The sequence below is a fragment of the Enterobacter cloacae complex sp. 342H5 genome (assembly GCF_050030905.1).
Taxonomy (GTDB): domain Bacteria; phylum Pseudomonadota; class Gammaproteobacteria; order Enterobacterales; family Enterobacteriaceae; genus Enterobacter; species Enterobacter intestinihominis.
In genome coordinates, this window is the sequence record NZ_JBLGVB010000001.1 from 3,129,079 (window position 1) to 3,145,898 (window position 16,820).

General features: G+C 54.2%; 14 protein-coding genes. 4 read left to right on the forward strand and 10 right to left on the reverse strand.

Translation table 11 applies throughout. The annotated features are described in order from the left end of the window. Positions 1–23 precede the first annotated feature (23 nt). From nuoF to lrhA, 6 genes are all read right to left on the reverse strand, one after another. On the reverse strand, positions 24–1,361 hold the full coding sequence (nuoF, locus tag ACQG03_RS14885; protein WP_063163615.1) for an NADH-quinone oxidoreductase subunit NuoF: 1,338 nt from the start codon (positions 1,359–1,361) through the stop codon (positions 24–26). After that, positions 1,358–1,858, reverse strand: a complete 501-nt coding sequence (gene nuoE / locus ACQG03_RS14890; RefSeq protein WP_006176513.1) for an NADH-quinone oxidoreductase subunit NuoE — start codon at positions 1,856–1,858, stop codon at positions 1,358–1,360. The genes nuoF and nuoE overlap by 4 nt, the downstream gene beginning before the upstream one ends. Before the next feature lie 2 nt (positions 1,859–1,860). Beyond that, positions 1,861–3,663: an NADH-quinone oxidoreductase subunit C/D gene (gene nuoC / locus ACQG03_RS14895; RefSeq protein ID WP_003861484.1), complete on the reverse strand. Its 1,803-nt coding sequence runs from the start codon at positions 3,661–3,663 to the stop codon at positions 1,861–1,863. A gap of 89 nt (positions 3,664–3,752) precedes the next feature. After that, complete coding sequence (gene nuoB / locus ACQG03_RS14900; protein WP_003861482.1) at positions 3,753–4,427, reverse strand: NADH-quinone oxidoreductase subunit NuoB; 675 nt, start codon at positions 4,425–4,427, stop codon at positions 3,753–3,755. Between the two features lie 15 nt (positions 4,428–4,442). Then, a complete protein-coding gene (gene nuoA, locus ACQG03_RS14905) occupies positions 4,443–4,883 on the reverse strand; it encodes an NADH-quinone oxidoreductase subunit NuoA (RefSeq protein ID WP_003861475.1) in 441 nt (146 codons plus the stop codon). Between the two features lie 631 nt (positions 4,884–5,514). After that, complete coding sequence (gene lrhA, locus ACQG03_RS14910; RefSeq protein ID WP_058677682.1) at positions 5,515–6,453, reverse strand: transcriptional regulator LrhA; 939 nt, start codon at positions 6,451–6,453, stop codon at positions 5,515–5,517. A gap of 936 nt (positions 6,454–7,389) precedes the next feature. On the opposite strand from lrhA, the gene alaA reads away from it, so the two are divergent. After that, the gene (alaA, locus tag ACQG03_RS14915) at positions 7,390–8,604 is read left to right on the forward strand and encodes an alanine transaminase AlaA (RefSeq protein WP_022648831.1); all 1,215 of its coding nucleotides are present in this window, start codon (positions 7,390–7,392) and stop codon (positions 8,602–8,604) included. A gap of 117 nt (positions 8,605–8,721) precedes the next feature. Continuing rightward, positions 8,722–9,321 (forward strand): 5'-deoxynucleotidase, encoded by a 600-nt coding sequence (yfbR, locus tag ACQG03_RS14920; protein ID WP_022648832.1) that lies wholly within the window; start codon positions 8,722–8,724, stop codon positions 9,319–9,321. An 82-nt stretch (positions 9,322–9,403) separates the two neighbouring features. On the opposite strand, the gene ACQG03_RS14925 is transcribed toward yfbR, so the two are convergent. The 4 genes from ACQG03_RS14925 to yfbV all read right to left on the reverse strand — a co-directional run bounded on the left by ACQG03_RS14925 (position 9,404) and on the right by yfbV (position 13,024). After that, complete coding sequence (locus ACQG03_RS14925; RefSeq protein ID WP_063163614.1) at positions 9,404–11,236, reverse strand: SLC13 family permease; 1,833 nt, start codon at positions 11,234–11,236, stop codon at positions 9,404–9,406. A 75-nt stretch (positions 11,237–11,311) separates the two neighbouring features. Further along, complete coding sequence (locus tag ACQG03_RS14930) at positions 11,312–11,971, reverse strand: sugar phosphatase (protein ID WP_063163613.1); 660 nt, start codon at positions 11,969–11,971, stop codon at positions 11,312–11,314. A gap of 11 nt (positions 11,972–11,982) precedes the next feature. After that, complete coding sequence (locus tag ACQG03_RS14935) at positions 11,983–12,477, reverse strand: YfbU family protein (protein ID WP_008502874.1); 495 nt, start codon at positions 12,475–12,477, stop codon at positions 11,983–11,985. Positions 12,478–12,568: 91 nt separating this feature from the next. After that, positions 12,569–13,024, reverse strand: coding sequence for a terminus macrodomain insulation protein YfbV (yfbV, locus tag ACQG03_RS14940; protein WP_003861459.1), 456 nt, complete (start codon positions 13,022–13,024; stop codon positions 12,569–12,571). Positions 13,025–13,359: 335 nt separating this feature from the next. Here yfbV and ackA point away from each other — a divergent pair, with 335 nt between their 5' ends. Next, a complete protein-coding gene (gene ackA, locus ACQG03_RS14945; protein ID WP_022648835.1) occupies positions 13,360–14,562 on the forward strand; it encodes an acetate kinase in 1,203 nt (400 codons plus the stop codon). 75 nt (positions 14,563–14,637) lie between these two features. Further along, positions 14,638–16,779 (forward strand): phosphate acetyltransferase, encoded by a 2,142-nt coding sequence (gene pta, locus ACQG03_RS14950; protein WP_022648836.1) that lies wholly within the window; start codon positions 14,638–14,640, stop codon positions 16,777–16,779. The last annotated feature ends 41 nt before the right edge of the window (positions 16,780–16,820 follow it).

Sequence of the window (16,820 nt, forward strand, 5' to 3'; positions counted from 1 at the left end):
GAGCGTTAATCAAAATTCTGTTTTTACCAGCGTGCTTTCAGCAGGTTCGGCTGAATACCATTGATAGAATGGGTATTGCTGAACGGCTGCTTGATGCCTGCTTCGAATTCGTCGCGGAAATATTTAATCGCGCTCTGCAGCGGCTCGACGGCACCCGGTGCGTGGGCACAGAAGGTTTTTCCTGGCCCTAAGAATCGACACAGTTGCTCAAGTGTCTCGATATCGCCAGGCTGGCCTTCGCCACGTTCGATAGCGCGCAGGATCTTCACGCTCCACGGCAGACCGTCACGGCATGGTGTACACCAGCCGCAGGACTCGCGGGCGAAGAACTCTTCCAGGTTACGCACCAGGGATACCATGCCGATCTCGTGGTCGACGGCCATCGCCAGCGCGGTACCCAGACGGCTGCCTGCTTTACCAATGCTTTCGAACTCCATTGGCAGGTCAAGGTGGGCTTCGGTTAAGAAGTCTGTCCCTGCCCCACCCGGCTGCCAGGCTTTGAATTTCAGGCCATCGCGCATGCCGCCGGCGTAGTCTTCAAGAATTTCACGTGCGGTGGTGCCGAACGGCAGCTCCCAGACGCCAGGATTCTTCACGCGACCGGAGAAGCCCATCAGCTTGGTACCGGCATCTTTACTTGATGAGATGCCCTGATACCACTCCACGCCGTTCGCAAGGATAGCCGGAACGTTACACAGGGTTTCGACGTTGTTTACACAGGTCGGTTTACCCCACACGCCGGAGCTTGCCGGGAACGGTGGCTTGGAGCGCGGGTTCGCGCGGCGGCCTTCCAGGGAGTTAATCAGCGCGGTTTCTTCACCGCAGATATAACGCCCGGCACCGCTGTGCACGAACAGCTCGAAGTCAAACCCGGTGCCCAGGATGTTTTTTCCCAGCAGTCCGGCTTCAGTGGCTTCGGCAATCGCGCGACGCAGGTTTTCAGCCGCTTCGATGTATTCACCGCGCAGGAAGATGTAGCCACGGTACGCTTTCAGCGCGAACGCGGAGATCAGCATGCCTTCCACCAGCAGGTGCGGCAGCTGTTCCATCAGCAGGCGGTCTTTATAGGTACCCGGCTCCATTTCATCGGCGTTACACAGCAGGTAACGGATGTTCATGGATTCATCTTTCGGCATCAGGCTCCACTTCAGACCGGTGGAGAAGCCCGCACCGCCGCGCCCTTTCAGGCCAGACTCTTTCACCGCATTAACGATGTCGTCTGGCGCCATGCCGCCGAGGGCTTTACGCGCACCGGCATAGCCGTTTTTGCTCTGATATTCGTCGAGCCAGACCGGCTGTTTGTCATCGCGCAGACGCCAGGTCAGCGGATGCGTCTCAGCAGTACGAATTACAGTTTTCATTTGTACTGCTCCAGCAGGTCAGGAATCGCTTCCGGCGTCAGATGGCTGTGAGTGTCCTCATCAATCATCATGGTCGGTCCCTTGTCGCAGTTACCCAGGCAGCAGGTTGGCAGCAGGGTAAAGCGTCCGTCGAACGTGGTCTGGCCCGGCTTAATATTAAGTTTCTTCTCAATCGCAGCCTGAATGCCCTGATAACCGGTAATGTGGCAGACAACGCTGTCACAGTAGCGGATCACATGGCGGCCGACCGGCTGACGGAAGATCTGGCTGTAGAACGTGGCTACGCCTTCTACGTCACTTGCCGGAATGCCCAGCACTTTTGCGATCTCATAGATCGCCCCATCCGGCACCCAACCACGCTGTTTCTGTACGATTTTCAGCGCTTCAATGGACGCCGCACGCGGGTCTTCGTAGTGGTGCATCTCGTGCTCAATGGCGGCACGCTCTGCTTCACTCAGCTCAAAAGCCTCGGTTTGTGGTTGTTGATTCTCGTGCATAATTAGCGGTCCACATCTGACATAACAAAATCGATACTACCCAGATACACAATCAGGTCGGAGACCAGACTGCCGCGAATAGCGGCCGGGATCTGCTGCAGGTGCGCAAAGCTTGGCGTACGCACGCGGGTACGGTAGCTCATGGTGCTGCCGTCGCTGGTGAGGTAGTAGCTGTTGATACCCTTGGTCGCTTCAATCATCTGGAAGGATTCTTGTGCCGGCATGACCGGGCCCCAGGAAACCTGCAAGAAGTGGGTGATCAGGGTTTCGATATGTTGCAGCGTGCGCTCTTTCGGTGGCGGCGTCGTCAGCGGGTGATCCGCCTTGAACGGGCCTTCCGGCATGTTGTTGAGGCACTGCTCAAGGATGCGCAGGCTCTGGCGCAGCTCTTCCACTTTCAGCATCACGCGGGTGTAGCAGTCGGAAACGCCGCCGCCAACCGGGACTTCAAAGTCGAAGTTCTCGTAGCCAGAGTAAGGACGGGCTTTACGCACGTCGAAATCAATACCGGTTGCGCGCAGGCCAGCACCTGTGGTTCCCCACTCCAGCGCCTCTTTCGCGCCGTAGGCGGCAACGCCCTGGGAGCGGCCTTTCAGGATGGAGTTACGCAGCGCGGCTTTCTCGTAAGACGCCAGACGTTTCGGCATCCAGTCGAGGAATTCACGCAGCAGGCGGTCCCAGCCGCGCGGCAGATCGTGCGCCACGCCGCCGATGCGGAACCAGGCCGGGTGCATACGGAAACCGGTAATCGCTTCCACCAGATCGTAGATTTTCTGACGGTCGGTAAAGGCGAAGAAGACCGGCGTCATCGCGCCGACGTCCTGAATGAACGTGGAGATGTACAGCAGGTGGCTGTTAATACGGAACAGTTCAGACAGCATCACGCGAATCACATTAACGCGATCCGGGACGGTGATGCCTGCCAGTTTCTCAACGGCCAGCACGTATGGCATTTCGTTCACGCAGCCGCCGAGGTATTCGATACGGTCGGTATACGGAATGTAGCTGTGCCAGGACTGACGCTCGCCCATCTTCTCGGCACCACGGTGGTGATAGCCGATGTCAGGCACGCAGTCGACAATCTCTTCGCCGTCAAGCTGAAGGATAATACGGAATGCACCGTGCGCAGAGGGGTGGTTTGGACCGAGGTTAAGGAACATGAAGTCCTCGTTTTCGGTGCCGCGCTTCATGCCCCAGTCTTCCGGCTTGAAGGTCAGCGCTTCCATCTCCAGATCCTGCTTGGCTTTGGTCAGCTCAAACGGGTCGAATTCGGTGGCGCGTGCCGGGTAGTCTTTACGCAGCGGGTGGCCGGTCCAGGTCTGCGGCATCATGATGCGCGTCAGATGGGGGTGGCCGTCGAAGGTCATGCCGAACATTTCCCAGGTTTCACGCTCGTACCAGTTAGCGTTTGGGAAAAGTTTGGTGATCGTCGGCAGATGCATGTCGTTTTCAGACAATGCCACCTTGAGCATGATATCCGTGTTGCGGTCTATTGAGATCAGGTGGTAGAAAACGGAAAAATCCGCAGCAGGGAGACCCTGGCGGTGCGTTCTCAGACGTTCATCCATGCCGTGTAAGTCAAACAGCATGACGTAAGGTTTTGGCAATTTCTTGAGGAAATCGACAACTTCCAGTAATTGCTCACGCTTCACCCAAACAACGGGTACCCCGGTGCGGGTGGCCTGAACAGTAAAGGCATCCGGCCCAAAACGGTTGCGCAGTTCGCCAATGACGGGGTCATCGAGATGATCCCGGGTCTGCCAGGCGGCTTCTTGCGCGGTTAAGTCGGTCATATTGTTCACCATTGCAAATGGTCCGTGGTGACTGTTAAGCCTGGCTTCGCGCTATTTGAGTAGTGATATGCGAAGGTGTTCTCCAGGCCCACAGGCGCAAATTAAATTTCGTCAGGCGTACGCAGGTTGGTGACGGCAATACGTTCACCACGTTTACGCTCGCGCTCAGACTGCATGTTCGCGCGATAGACACCTTGATCGCCAACAACCCAGGAGAGCGGACGGCGTTCTTTACCGATTGACTCCTGCAGCAGCATCAGCGCCTGCATATAGGCCTCTGGACGCGGCGGGCAGCCCGGGATGTACACATCCACCGGAATGAACTTATCAACGCCCTGCACAACGGAATAAATGTCGTACATACCGCCGGAGTTTGCACATGCGCCCATGGAGATTACCCATTTTGGCTCCAGCATCTGGTCATAAAGACGCTGAATAACCGGTGCCATCTTGGTAAAGCAGGTCCCGGCCACCACCATCAGGTCAGCCTGACGTGGAGAAGCACGCAGTACCTCGGCCCCAAAACGCGCAACGTCATGCACCGCAGTGAATGACGTCACCATTTCAACGTAGCAGCAAGAAAGGCCAAAGTTGTATGGCCAGATGGAGTTCTTACGACCCCAGTTGACCATATCGTGCATGGCATGTTCGAGTTTGCCCATGTACACGCTTTTGTTGACTTCTTGCTCCAGGGGGTCGGTTACGATCTCCTGTTTTTGCAGGGGGTAACGGTCATTCTCACCGTTAGGATCTATGCGGGTGAGCGTATAATCCATCTTATTGCCTCGCTGTTACTGCTGACGATTAGAGATACTGTTTTCCGGGTTGATGTGTTCACGGCGTGAACGCACAGGTGTCCAGTCCAGCGCGCCAATACGCACCAGATAAACCAGACCGGCCAGTAACACTAAAATGAAAATTGCGGCCTCGACAAAGCCCACCCAACCACTTTCGCGAATGGAGGTAGACCACGCGAAGAGGTAAAGCGCTTCCACGTCGAAAATGACGAAGAACATGGCTACCAGGTAGAACTTGGCAGACAGGCGTAAGCGAGCGGTACCTACTGAATCAATACCTGATTCGAAAGGTGTGTTCTTGTGCCTTGCGCGGGCGCGACCGCCCAGGAACCAGCCGCCGACTAACATCAGGCAGCACAGGCCAATGGCTACAATAAGAAAGATTGCGAATGCCCAGTGATGAGCGATGACTTCTGTGGATGTTGACATACTCATTGCTTACTCATCAAAAGTGATACCGACGACACTGCTCTTGCTGGCAGATGGGCATCACATCGATTCATGGGGAGGAACAAAATAACCTTACACTAACTGTCAGAAATGAGACATAGACAGCAAAATGATGGGTTTTTTTACTCCTTTCTATAACCTTTTGTCAACTTTAACAAAGGTTTCTTCACATTAAATTACAACGTGCGATTCTCATTAACATTTGGTGCCCTTTAACCCTGGTGGGTACATGACTTTACGTCAAATGCATCTTGTTGAATCGTGTCCGTTTTGGAAGTAAAAAAAATAACCCTCCTATTTTGACAGGATTTGCCAACGATTCCTCCCCCCAAATGGGAGTATTTTCTTGATCTGAGACACGCTTTTGTTAATTCAATCAAAAAAACAGCAACATATTTCCTGTTTTTTTAACATCGGCGGGGTATTAGGCAAGTTAGAAGAGGTATCGTTTACAACTTAACCAAAAGCATTTTCTGCATTGATAAATAAGCGGTATTTGCTTTAACCCTGCTCCGTTCGCGGTTATGAATAGCAAAAAAAACCACTCGCAGGAAAAAATCATGCGAGTGGCTCTTTTTTGCACTTACATTTTGTTACGAGAATTTTGGGGGAATGATCACTCAAAATCCCTTTCCACAATCAGGGAGTCATCCCCTCCTTCCGGAGTAACAGGCGCGTACTGCCATGGATTGTGGTAGTTTTCCATTGCCTCGAATACCACTTTCGCTAGCTCGTTATTGCTGGCGGAATTATGGCACAGCAGGTACTCCGTATCCGGCAACGACGGGAGTCCCTCAGATTGACCCAGCACACGCAGATCGGGGCTCATCATCTCCACCGGACGGGCTGTTACGCCAAGTCCGGCCTTCACTGCCGCTCGTACCGCAGGCAACGTTGACGCAACGTACGCCAGGCGCCACGGAATACTGGCTTCGTTGAGCGCAGTCAGCACCATATCGCGGAACGGACTAGGATCGTCCAGCAGGACCAGGGGTATTGGCTCACCTTTTTGCAATACGTACTCCGCGGCACAGTACCAGTGCGTAGGAGAAGTACGCAGCGTCAGGCAGTCATACTGGCCAGGTCGATGCGTGGTGACCACCAGGTCAACCTCGTTTTCTTTCAGCATCTCAACCATGAAGGCATTGCGTTTAACGCTAACGTCCAGGGCAAGCTTCGGATAAACCGAGCTAATTCGGTTGAGAAGGAAGGGCAAAATGGTATCTGCTGATTCATCTGACGCCCCTAATGTTAACACTCCCTGAAGGTTGCTAAACATTAATGACATACAGGCTTCATCATTAAAGCGCAGTATCTTTCTGGCATAACCCAGAAGCTGAATACCATGTTCTGTTAAAAGCTTATTACGTCCATGACGCGCAAAAAGCTCTTTACCAACCAGTTGTTCCAGCCGCTGCATTTGCTGACTCACGGCGGACTGGGTACGGCAAACGGCGGCAGCAGCTGCTGCAAAAGTGTTGAGATCGGCGACCGCAACAAACGTTCTCAGCAGATCGAGGTCGAGATTCATTATCGGACGATTTGCATTTATCATATCTTTTCACTTTCAGGTTGCTCGTGCGGAGCTGCCCGGGTTGAAGCTGTGTGTAACAGTTAAGCAATTCCTTCTGAAGAGTTTCCCTCGCGTCCCGGCCCGGCAGACTGCCTGACAGATAGTTATTGTACTTTGGTATATCAACAGTCAGAAATCACGTTTCATGACGTTATTTTTATTCTCTTGCGTTCAGGATATTTCGTTATCTGAAGGTAGATGTAAATTCCATTAAGAGTAAGACATGTTTTCTGCCATCTATATCGCGGCGTTGCCAGCGTAGCAAGATGTGACTTACCCAATCAGCCAGAGATTACTTTAACAATAACAATCGATTAATACAGGAAGGCAGAAGCTGATATACGTAACAGGCCTATCGCTACGCTGCATTCCCAAAACACATCTTAACCCAAATCCACTATATTTATAAGTCTTATTGCAATATAACGGATTTAACGCCAATGATAAGCAACTACACTCTTTTTATTAAAATTAACGAAAGTTGCATTTTCGTCGTTAATAATAAATAAAGTTTAATTTAGATTCAGGCCATTCATTAATAACACTTAACATTAATTTCACATGAGTAACTTTTAACCTGGCTTTGCTAATAGAGCAAACTGTATCTCAGCATTCAGGTTTTACGAATGGTCACTCAGGGGGACTAACGCTTCAGCCCGGATCGTCTTTTTATTTAAATCAGAATAATATTAATATTTATGTGAAACTTTCAGCATAAAAAACCCAACAATAAGCGTTTTCACGGTAATTTCAGGCGCAAAATCACTCCATCATTAGATTAAGCAATCACAGCAGTGCTGCCTGGTTGGACAAAATCTTCTTCTGTGCGCCCTTCAAAACGAAGCGCGGTGGGAGTACATTGTTCCGTGCTGCTTCCACGGCAGGAAGTTGCAATAATAGCGAAAAGGTTAAAGGTTCATGTCCCCTATCGAAAAATCCAGCAAGCTCGACAACGTCTGTTACGACATCCGTGGCCCGGTACTCAAAGAGGCAAAACGCCTTGAAGAGGAAGGCAATAAGGTTCTGAAACTCAACATCGGCAACCCCGCGCCATTTGGTTTTGAAGCGCCGGATGAGATCCTGGTGGATGTGATCCGTAACCTGCCCACTGCACAAGGCTACTGCGATTCAAAAGGGCTCTACTCCGCCCGTAAAGCCATCATGCAGCACTATCAGGCTCGCGGTATGCGCGACGTCACCGTTGAAGATATCTACATTGGCAACGGTGTCTCGGAGCTGATCGTTCAGGCGATGCAGGCGCTCCTGAACAGCGGCGATGAAATGCTGGTTCCCGCTCCAGACTATCCGCTGTGGACGGCTGCGGTATCGCTCTCCAGCGGTAAAGCGGTGCACTATCTTTGCGATGAATCGTCGGACTGGTTCCCGGATCTGGATGACATTCGCGCCAAAATAACACCGCGCACCCGGGGAATCGTGATCATTAACCCGAATAACCCGACGGGCGCGGTCTATTCAAAAGAGCTGCTGATGGAGATCGTCGAGATCGCCCGCCTGCACAACCTGATCATCTTTGCCGACGAGATTTACGACAAGATCCTGTACGACGCGGCGCAGCACCACTCTATCGCCGCGCTGGCGCCCGATCTGCTGACGGTCACCTTTAACGGACTGTCTAAAACTTACCGCGTTGCCGGTTTCCGTCAGGGCTGGATGGTACTGAACGGTCCGAAAAAACATGCGAAAGGCTACATTGAAGGGCTGGAGATGCTGGCATCCATGCGTCTGTGCGCCAACGTACCGGCGCAACATGCGATCCAGACAGCACTCGGGGGCTATCAAAGCATCAGCGAGTTTATCGTTCCAGGCGGCCGCCTCTATGAACAGCGCAACCGTGCATGGGAATTAATTAATGATATTCCGGGCGTCTCCTGCGTGAAGCCTAACGGCGCGCTGTATATGTTCCCGAAAATCGACGCGAAGCGCTTCAATATTCACGACGACCAGAAAATGGTGCTCGACTTCCTGTTGCAGGAAAAAGTGCTGCTGGTTCAGGGGACGGCGTTTAACTGGCCGTGGCCGGATCACGTGCGTATTGTAACCCTGCCACGCGAAGACGATCTCGAAATGGCCATCAGCCGCTTCGGGCGATTCCTCTCGGGGTACCATCAGTAACGCTGACTTTCCGCCGGGTGGCGCTGCGCTTACCCGGCCTGTAACATCTGCAAATTTGCATCTTCCCTCCCCTCCCCGCACAATGAAGTCCGTCGCAGTGAAGACATAAGGTAACCTATGAGTCAGAGTCATTTCTTTGCCCACCTCTCCCGCCTGAAACTCATCAACCGCTGGCCGCTGATGCGCAACGTGCGCACTGAAAATGTGTCTGAGCACAGTTTGCAGGTTGCCATGGTCGCTCATGCGCTGGCCGCGATTAAAAACCGCAAATTCAACGGGCAGGTTAATGCCGAACGTATCGCCCTGCTGGCGTTGTACCACGATGCATCGGAAGTGCTGACCGGGGATCTGCCTACGCCGGTGAAATATTTCAACTCGCAGATTGCCCAGGAATATAAGGCCATTGAGAAGATTGCCCAGCAGAAGCTGATCGATATGGTGCCTGATGAGCTGCGTGATATCTTCGGGCCGCTGATCGACGAGCATCAGTATACGGAAGAGGAGAAATCCCTGGTTAAGCAGGCCGATGCGCTGTGCGCCTACCTGAAATGTCTGGAAGAGTTATCCGCGGGGAATAACGAGTTCCTGCTGGCGAAAACGCGCCTGGAGAAAACGCTCGACTCCCGCCGTAGCGAAGAGATGGATTACTTTATGCAGGTGTTTGTGCCGAGCTTCCATTTGTCGCTGGATGAGATCAGTCAGGATTCACCGCTGTAGTTTTTCGCCCAGCGGCGCTGCGCTTGCAGGGCCTACGAATCACGTAGGCCGGGTAAGGCGTAGCCGCCACCCGGCGATGTTCTCAGAACGGGAATAACACCGGAATCAGCACCACGCATACCAGCATCACCAGCACGGTGAACGGCACGCCCAGCTTTACAAAATCGCTGAATCGATAGTTTCCCGGCCCCAGCACCAGGGTATTGACCGGGGAAGATACCGGCGTCATAAATGCCGCGGACGCCGCCATCGCTACCACCATCGCAAACGGATAGGGCGAAACGCCCATCGATTTTGCCATCGCCAGCGCAATAGGCGCCATCAGCACCGCCGTTGCGGTATTGGAGATGAACAAACCAATGGTGGCGCACATGACGAACAGGCAAACCATCATCAGGTACGGACCATATCCCCCGCCCGCGTCCATTAAGCCTTTTACGATCAAATCCACCCCGCCGGTTTTCTGTAGCGCCAGGGCGAAGGGCATCATCCCAACGATGAGAATGATGCTTGGCCAGTGAATCGCTTTGTAAGCGCTTTCGGCGTCGATACAGCGGAATTTGCCCATTAACAGACAGGCGATTATCGCCGCCACCGGGTTAGGGATCTCGTCCGTCAGCATCAACGCGACCATCAACACCAGGCAAAAAATCGCATGGGGCGCCTGGCTGTGCGCCGGTGACGCGTCGCTCTCTTCAATCGGCATATTCAGCACCACAAAATCGCGGCCTTTCTGCCCGAGCTGGCTAATCAGTTTCCAGTTGCCGACCACGAGGAAGATATCCCCCAGCAGGATCGGCTCATCCACCACCGCCCCTTCAAGGGCTACGCCATCGCGCTTCAGGCCCACTACGTTGAGGCCATAGCGGGTACGAAAGCCGATTTCGCGCACGGTTTTGCCCAATAACTCCGATTCCGGGATCAGCGACACCTCGGCCATACCCACATCCAACGCCCGGTCGGAGAAATACTCGCCGCGCAGCACCATCGGCTCCAGCAGCTGCTCGCTACAAAACTCTCGCAGATCCACGTCCGCGGTGGACATATCAATCAGCAGGACGTCACGCGCGCGAAACTCTGACACCCCATTCACGTTAACGATTACCCGACGAAAACGACGCCAGCGCTCAACCCCGATGACGTTCGCGCCATAGCGTTCGCGTAGCTTAAGGTCGTCCAGCCGCTGGCCTATCATCGGCGAACCGGGGCGGATAGCCAGCCGACGGGCGCGCCCGGTCAGACGGTACTCTTTGATCAAATCGCGAAAAGTTCGCCGCTTCCAGCCCTCTTTGGCTTTGTCCTGCTTCTCCCCTTTCAGCGCGAAACGGGTCAACAGCATATAGATAATGCCCATCACCAGTACAACCAGCCCGATCGGCGTGACGCTGAAAAAGCTAAACCCCTCAAGCCCCTCACGGATCAGTTCGCTGTTTACGACGAGGTTCGGCGGGGTCGCGACCAGCGTCATCATGCCGCTGATGAGCCCGGCAAAGCTCAACGGCATCATCAGCCGCGACGGGGAGATCTGCATCCTCATGCAGACGCTCAGCACAACCGGGATAAAGATGGCCACGACGCCCGTCGAGCTCATAAACGCACCCAGTCCGGCGACCGTCAGCATCAGGTAAATCAGCATTTTGGTTTCGCTGCTGCCCGCCACTTTAACCAGCCACGACCCCATCATTGTCGCCACGCCGGTGCGTACCAGCCCGTCGCCAATAATAAACAGGGCGGCAATCAAAATAACGTTGGGATCGCTAAACCCGGAAAAGGCTTCCGGCAGGGAAAGGGTACCGCTCAGAACGAACGCGACAATCACAAACAGGGCGACGGCATCCATGCGCACCTTGCCCGTGGCAAAAAGAATGATGGCGAGTAACAGCAGGCTCAGGACCCAAATCAGTTCACCGTTCACAACATGTCCTTGTCAGTGGAGGAGAAGCAATTCTCCCATAAAAAAGCCCCGGTAATGCGGGGCTATATCATGGGATTACATTTTTAGCGAGACGGTTACAACGCCGTCTGATGCCTTCGAGACGTCGATGGCGGTCAGAGTATTAAGCACAAAATCCGCCTCCTCCAGCCGGGGGGACCCCGCCGGGACGTTAACGGCAATGACGTGGCTTCCGGCGTTCAGCCCGGCCAGCACGCCTGCCGCCGCGTCTTCCACCACCACGCACTCCGCTGGCGCAAAGCCGAGCAGTTCAGCGCCGAGCAGAAACGCATCCGGTTCGGGCTTGCCGCGCTTTACGCGCTCAGCGGTAATGAAGACGTCCGGCGTCGGTAAACCGGCCGCCTTATGGCGGGCATGCGCGACAGGAACCGAGCCGGAGGTGACGATAGCCCACGGGATCTGCGCTTCATTCAGATGCTCAAGCAATTCGCGCGCACCGGGCAGCGCGGTGATGCCCTCAGTGTCGGTAGCTTCAATCTGCTCCAGATATTTGAACTCCGCCTGAATCTCTTCCTCAGGACGTCCCGCCAGGAAGTGCCGCAATGAGGTAATGGCCTGTTTGCCATGGATGAAATTCAGTACATCCTGATGGTCAATGCCGTGCCTGTCGGCCCAATGACACCAGGAACGCTCCACTACCGGCAGCGAATCCACCAGCGTACCGTCCAGATCAAACAGAAAACCTTTACACTGCACACGCACCTCCGTCAGGCATTAATGATTTGTTGAATTTCGTTGCTGCTTAAATGGTACTGACGCGGACAGGCGTGCCACGCGCTCAGCATACGTTGATACTTATCCCACATTGGGGTCTGGGCGTTGAAGCCGTGCGTACCCGCATCAAAATGAGTGTAGCGCCCTTCGGTGTTCACCATAAAGCGCACATAGCTCAGATAGCGCGCTTCTGTCGCGGCATCAAAGCCCAGGAACGTTACGCGGCGCTCGTCAATGGACTGCTGGTCTTTCAGATTGGTCCAGGACACATGCAGCGCATGGTACATCTCCATGATGTCGATAACGATACGGCAGGTTTCCTCTTTCAGTTCGCCAAATTCGCGATCCAGTTCGCGCATCTGCAAGCCAAAACCACGTTCAACAATGGTTTGCAGGCGGCTGTAGCGCGCAGCGTTATCGGGATCAAGCATAGTCATCATCTTGTACTGGTTAGACAAAATCAGACGTTGAGCATGGGTCATTTCCATCTTTCGACTCCTGTAGCGCATTGCACTGTAAAAAAAGACACGGTAACTGATTGTTACTGTGCCTTCTTTTGGTCGTCGTTTCGATGATCAATCACAAGTCATCGAGGAATGTTTTATCAAGCTGTTTAAACGCGCGCTTGAGGGTGTCCGCCAGCGCCTGATAATCCGGCTTGCCTTCAACCGGGGCGAGCGCCTGGCCGGCCTCCTCCAGTTTTCCACGCACTTCATAAAACCAGTGTAAAATAGAAGGCGGAAGTGGCGTGACGGAACGTTTACCTAACCACCACAATCCCTGCATCGGCAGGCTTAACGCAAAGAGCGCCGTCGCGACGGCAGGTCCAAGCTGTCCACCCAGCGCAATTTGCCAGCAAAGAGTAAAGACGGCGATCGGGGGCATAAAGCGAATCGCATAGCGCGTGGCGCGAATAGTGCGATTTTCAATAAACATGGGCGCGAGGCGCTTTTCCATCGGCCATGTCTTTGCGTAATGCTGTCCCCGACGAAACAGACTAAAAAAGTTCACGGACGGGATTTCAGGTGTTGACATGGCTGTACCTCAACTTCACATATAAAAATTAAAATTTTCGTGCAAAACCACAACAGGCTATGACAACGTTCAAAATATTTTGTCATCGCTACCCCGTATCGGGTATCCTGTGCCAGCCTGATAGGCCGTAGACGAGAAGCGTTAACTCGTCAAATTATCGCATATTATGCCATTGTCTGAAAAATGTTCAAAATGGCTTAAAATCATAGGTATTTCTTCCATCCTGCCAGAATGTTCGTTTGGCATGATGTTAATCATAAATGTCTGAGTCAGCATGCGTTACGCTTTAGACTCATTGACGTTTTTTTAGCCACGTATCAATTATAGGTACTTCCATGTCGAGTAAGTTAGTACTGGTTCTGAACTGCGGTAGCTCTTCACTGAAATTCGCCATCATCGATGCGCTCAACGGTGATGAGTACCTCTCTGGTTTGGCCGAATGTTTCCATCTGCCTGAAGCACGTATCAAGTGGAAGATGGACGGCAGCAAACAAGAAGCGGCTTTAGGTGCAGGCGCCGCTCACAGTGAAGCGCTGAACTTTATCGTTAACACTATTCTGGCACAAAAACCAGAACTGTCTGCTCAGCTGACTGCGATTGGTCACCGTATCGTCCACGGCGGCGAAAAATACACCAGCTCCGTGGTAATCGACGACTCTGTGATTCAGGGCATCAAAGACTCTGCGTCTTTCGCACCGCTGCATAACCCGGCTCACCTGATCGGTATCGCTGAAGCACTGAAATCCTTCCCGAATCTGAAAGATAAAAACGTGGCCGTGTTTGACACCGCGTTCCATCAGACCATGCCGGAAGAGTCTTACCTCTATGCCCTGCCATACAGCCTGTACAAAGAGCACGGCGTACGTCGCTACGGCGCACACGGCACCAGCCACTTCTATGTGACTCAGGAAGCCGCAAAAGTACTGAACAAGCCGGTTGAAGAAGTCAACATCATCACCTGCCACCTGGGCAACGGTGGTTCTGTTTCTGCAATCCGCAACGGTAAGTGTGTTGATACCTCTATGGGTCTGACCCCGCTGGAAGGTCTGGTGATGGGTACCCGTTCCGGTGATATCGACCCGGCGATCATCTTCCACCTGCACGACACCCTGGGCATGAGCGTTGACGACATCAACAAAATGCTGACCAAAGAGTCTGGCCTGCTGGGTCTGACCGAAGTCACCAGCGACTGCCGTTACGTTGAAGACAACTACGCAGAAAAAGCTGACGCTAAACGTGCAATGGACGTTTACTGCCACCGTCTGGCGAAGTACATCGGTTCTTACACCGCGCTGATGGACGGTCGTCTGGACGCGGTTATCTTCACCGGCGGCATCGGTGAGAACGCGGCAATGGTACGTGAGCTGTCCCTGGGCAAACTGGGCGTACTGGGCTTCGAAGTCGATCACGAGCGTAACCTGGCTGCCCGCTTCGGCAAGTCTGGCTTCATCAACAAAGAAGGCACCCGCCCGGCTATCGTTATCCCAACTAACGAAGAGCTGGTCATCGCGCAAGACGCGTGCCGCCTGACTGCCTGATTCCACACCGCCAGCAATGCTGGCGGTGCTGTTTTGTAGCCCGCCCAACGCGGCGGTAACGAAAGAGGATAAACCGTGTCCCGTACTATTATGCTGATCCCTACCGGAACCAGCGTCGGCCTGACCAGCGTCAGCCTCGGCGTGATCCGCGCTATGGAACGCAAAGGCGTTCGTCTGAGCGTCTTTAAGCCTATCGCCCAGCCACGTGCCGGTGGCGATGCGCCAGACCAGACCACCTCCATCGTTCGTAAGAACTCCAATCTGCCAGCGGCTGAACCGCTGAAGATGAGCCACGTTGAATCTCTGCTCTCCAGCAACCAGAAAGACGTGCTGATGGAAGAGATCATCGCCAACTACCACGCAAACGCGCAGGACGCTGAAGTGGTGCTGGTTGAAGGCCTGGTCCCGACCCGTAAACACCAGTTTGCCCAGTCTCTGAACTTTGAAATCGCGAAAACCCTGAACGCAGAGATTGTTTTCGTGATGTCTCAGGGCACGGACACCCCAGAGCAGCTGAAAGAGCGTATCGAACTGACGCGCAGCAGCTTCGGCGGTGCGAAAAACACCAGCATCACCGGCGTGATTGTTAACAAGCTGAACGCGCCAGTAGATGAGCAGGGCCGTACGCGTCCTGACCTGTCCGAAATCTTCGACGACTCTTCCAAAGCGAAAGTCATCAAAGTTGACCCGGCTAAGCTGCAGGATTCCAGCCCACTGCCGGTGCTGGGTGCGGTGCCATGGAGCTTCGATCTGATTGCCACCCGTGCAATCGATATGGCGCGTCACCTGAATGCCACCATCGTTAACGAAGGCGATATCAACACCCGCCGCGTGAAGTCCGTGACCTTCTGCGCGCGCAGCATTCCGCACATGCTGGAACACTTCCGCGCAGGTTCCCTGCTGGTGACCTCTGCTGACCGTCCAGACGTGCTGGTTGCAGCGTGCCTGGCTGCGATGAACGGCGTGGAAATCGGTGCGATCCTGCTGACCGGTGCCTACGAGATGGACCCGCGCGTCAGCAAGCTGTGCGAACGTGCGTTTGCCACTGGCCTGCCAGTCTTCATGGTGAACACCAACACCTGGCAGACCTCCCTGAGCCTGCAAAGCTTCAACCTCGAAGTGCCGGTTGATGACCACGAGCGTATCGAGAAAGTTCAGGAATACGTTGCGGGCTACATCAACGCAGACTGGATCGAATCCCTGACGGCGACGTCCGAGCGCAGCCGTCGTCTGTCTCCTCCAGCCTTCCGTTACCAGCTGACCGAGCTGGCGCGTAAAGCGGGCAAACGCGTGGTTCTGCCAGAAGGTGACGAACCACGTACCGTTAAAGCGGCGGCCATCTGTGCAGAGCGCGGTATCGCGACCTGTGTGCTGCTGGGTAACCCGGATGAGATCAACCGCGTTGCGGCGTCTCAGGGCGTTGAGCTGGGCGCTGGCATTGAGATCGTTGACCCGGAAGTGGTTCGCGAAAGCTACGTTGCCCGCCTGGTTGAGCTGCGTAAGAACAAGGGCATGACCGAAGCCGTTGCGCGCGAGCAGCTGGAAGACAACGTCGTGCTGGGTACGCTGATGCTGGAGCAGGACGAAGTTGACGGCCTGGTTTCCGGTGCGGTTCACACCACCGCGAACACCATCCGTCCACCGTTGCAGCTGATCAAAACCGCACCGGGCAGCTCTCTGGTCTCCTCCGTGTTCTTCATGCTGCTGCCTGAACAGGTTTACGTTTATGGCGACTGCGCGATCAACCCGGACCCAACCGCAGAGCAGCTGGCAGAAATCGCAATCCAGTCTGCGGACTCCGCGACTGCCTTCGGTATCGAACCGCGCGTCGCGATGCTCTCCTACTCCACCGGTACCTCTGGTGCAGGCAGCGACGTAGAGAAAGTCCGTGAAGCGACCCGCATTGCGCAGGAAAAACGTCCGGATCTGATGATCGACGGCCCGCTCCAGTACGATGCCGCGGTAATGGCTGACGTTGCGAAATCTAAAGCGCCTAACTCGCCGGTTGCAGGTCGCGCTACCGTGTTCATCTTCCCGGATCTGAACACCGGTAACACCACCTATAAAGCGGTACAGCGTTCAGCAGACCTGATCTCCATCGGGCCAATGCTGCAAGGTATGCGCAAGCCTGTGAACGACCTGTCTCGTGGTGCGCTGGTTGACGATATCGTCTACACCATCGCGCTGACGGCGATTCAGTCTTCGCAGCAGCAGTAAGCTAAAAAGCCCGGTGGCGCTAGCGCTTACCGGGCCCAGGG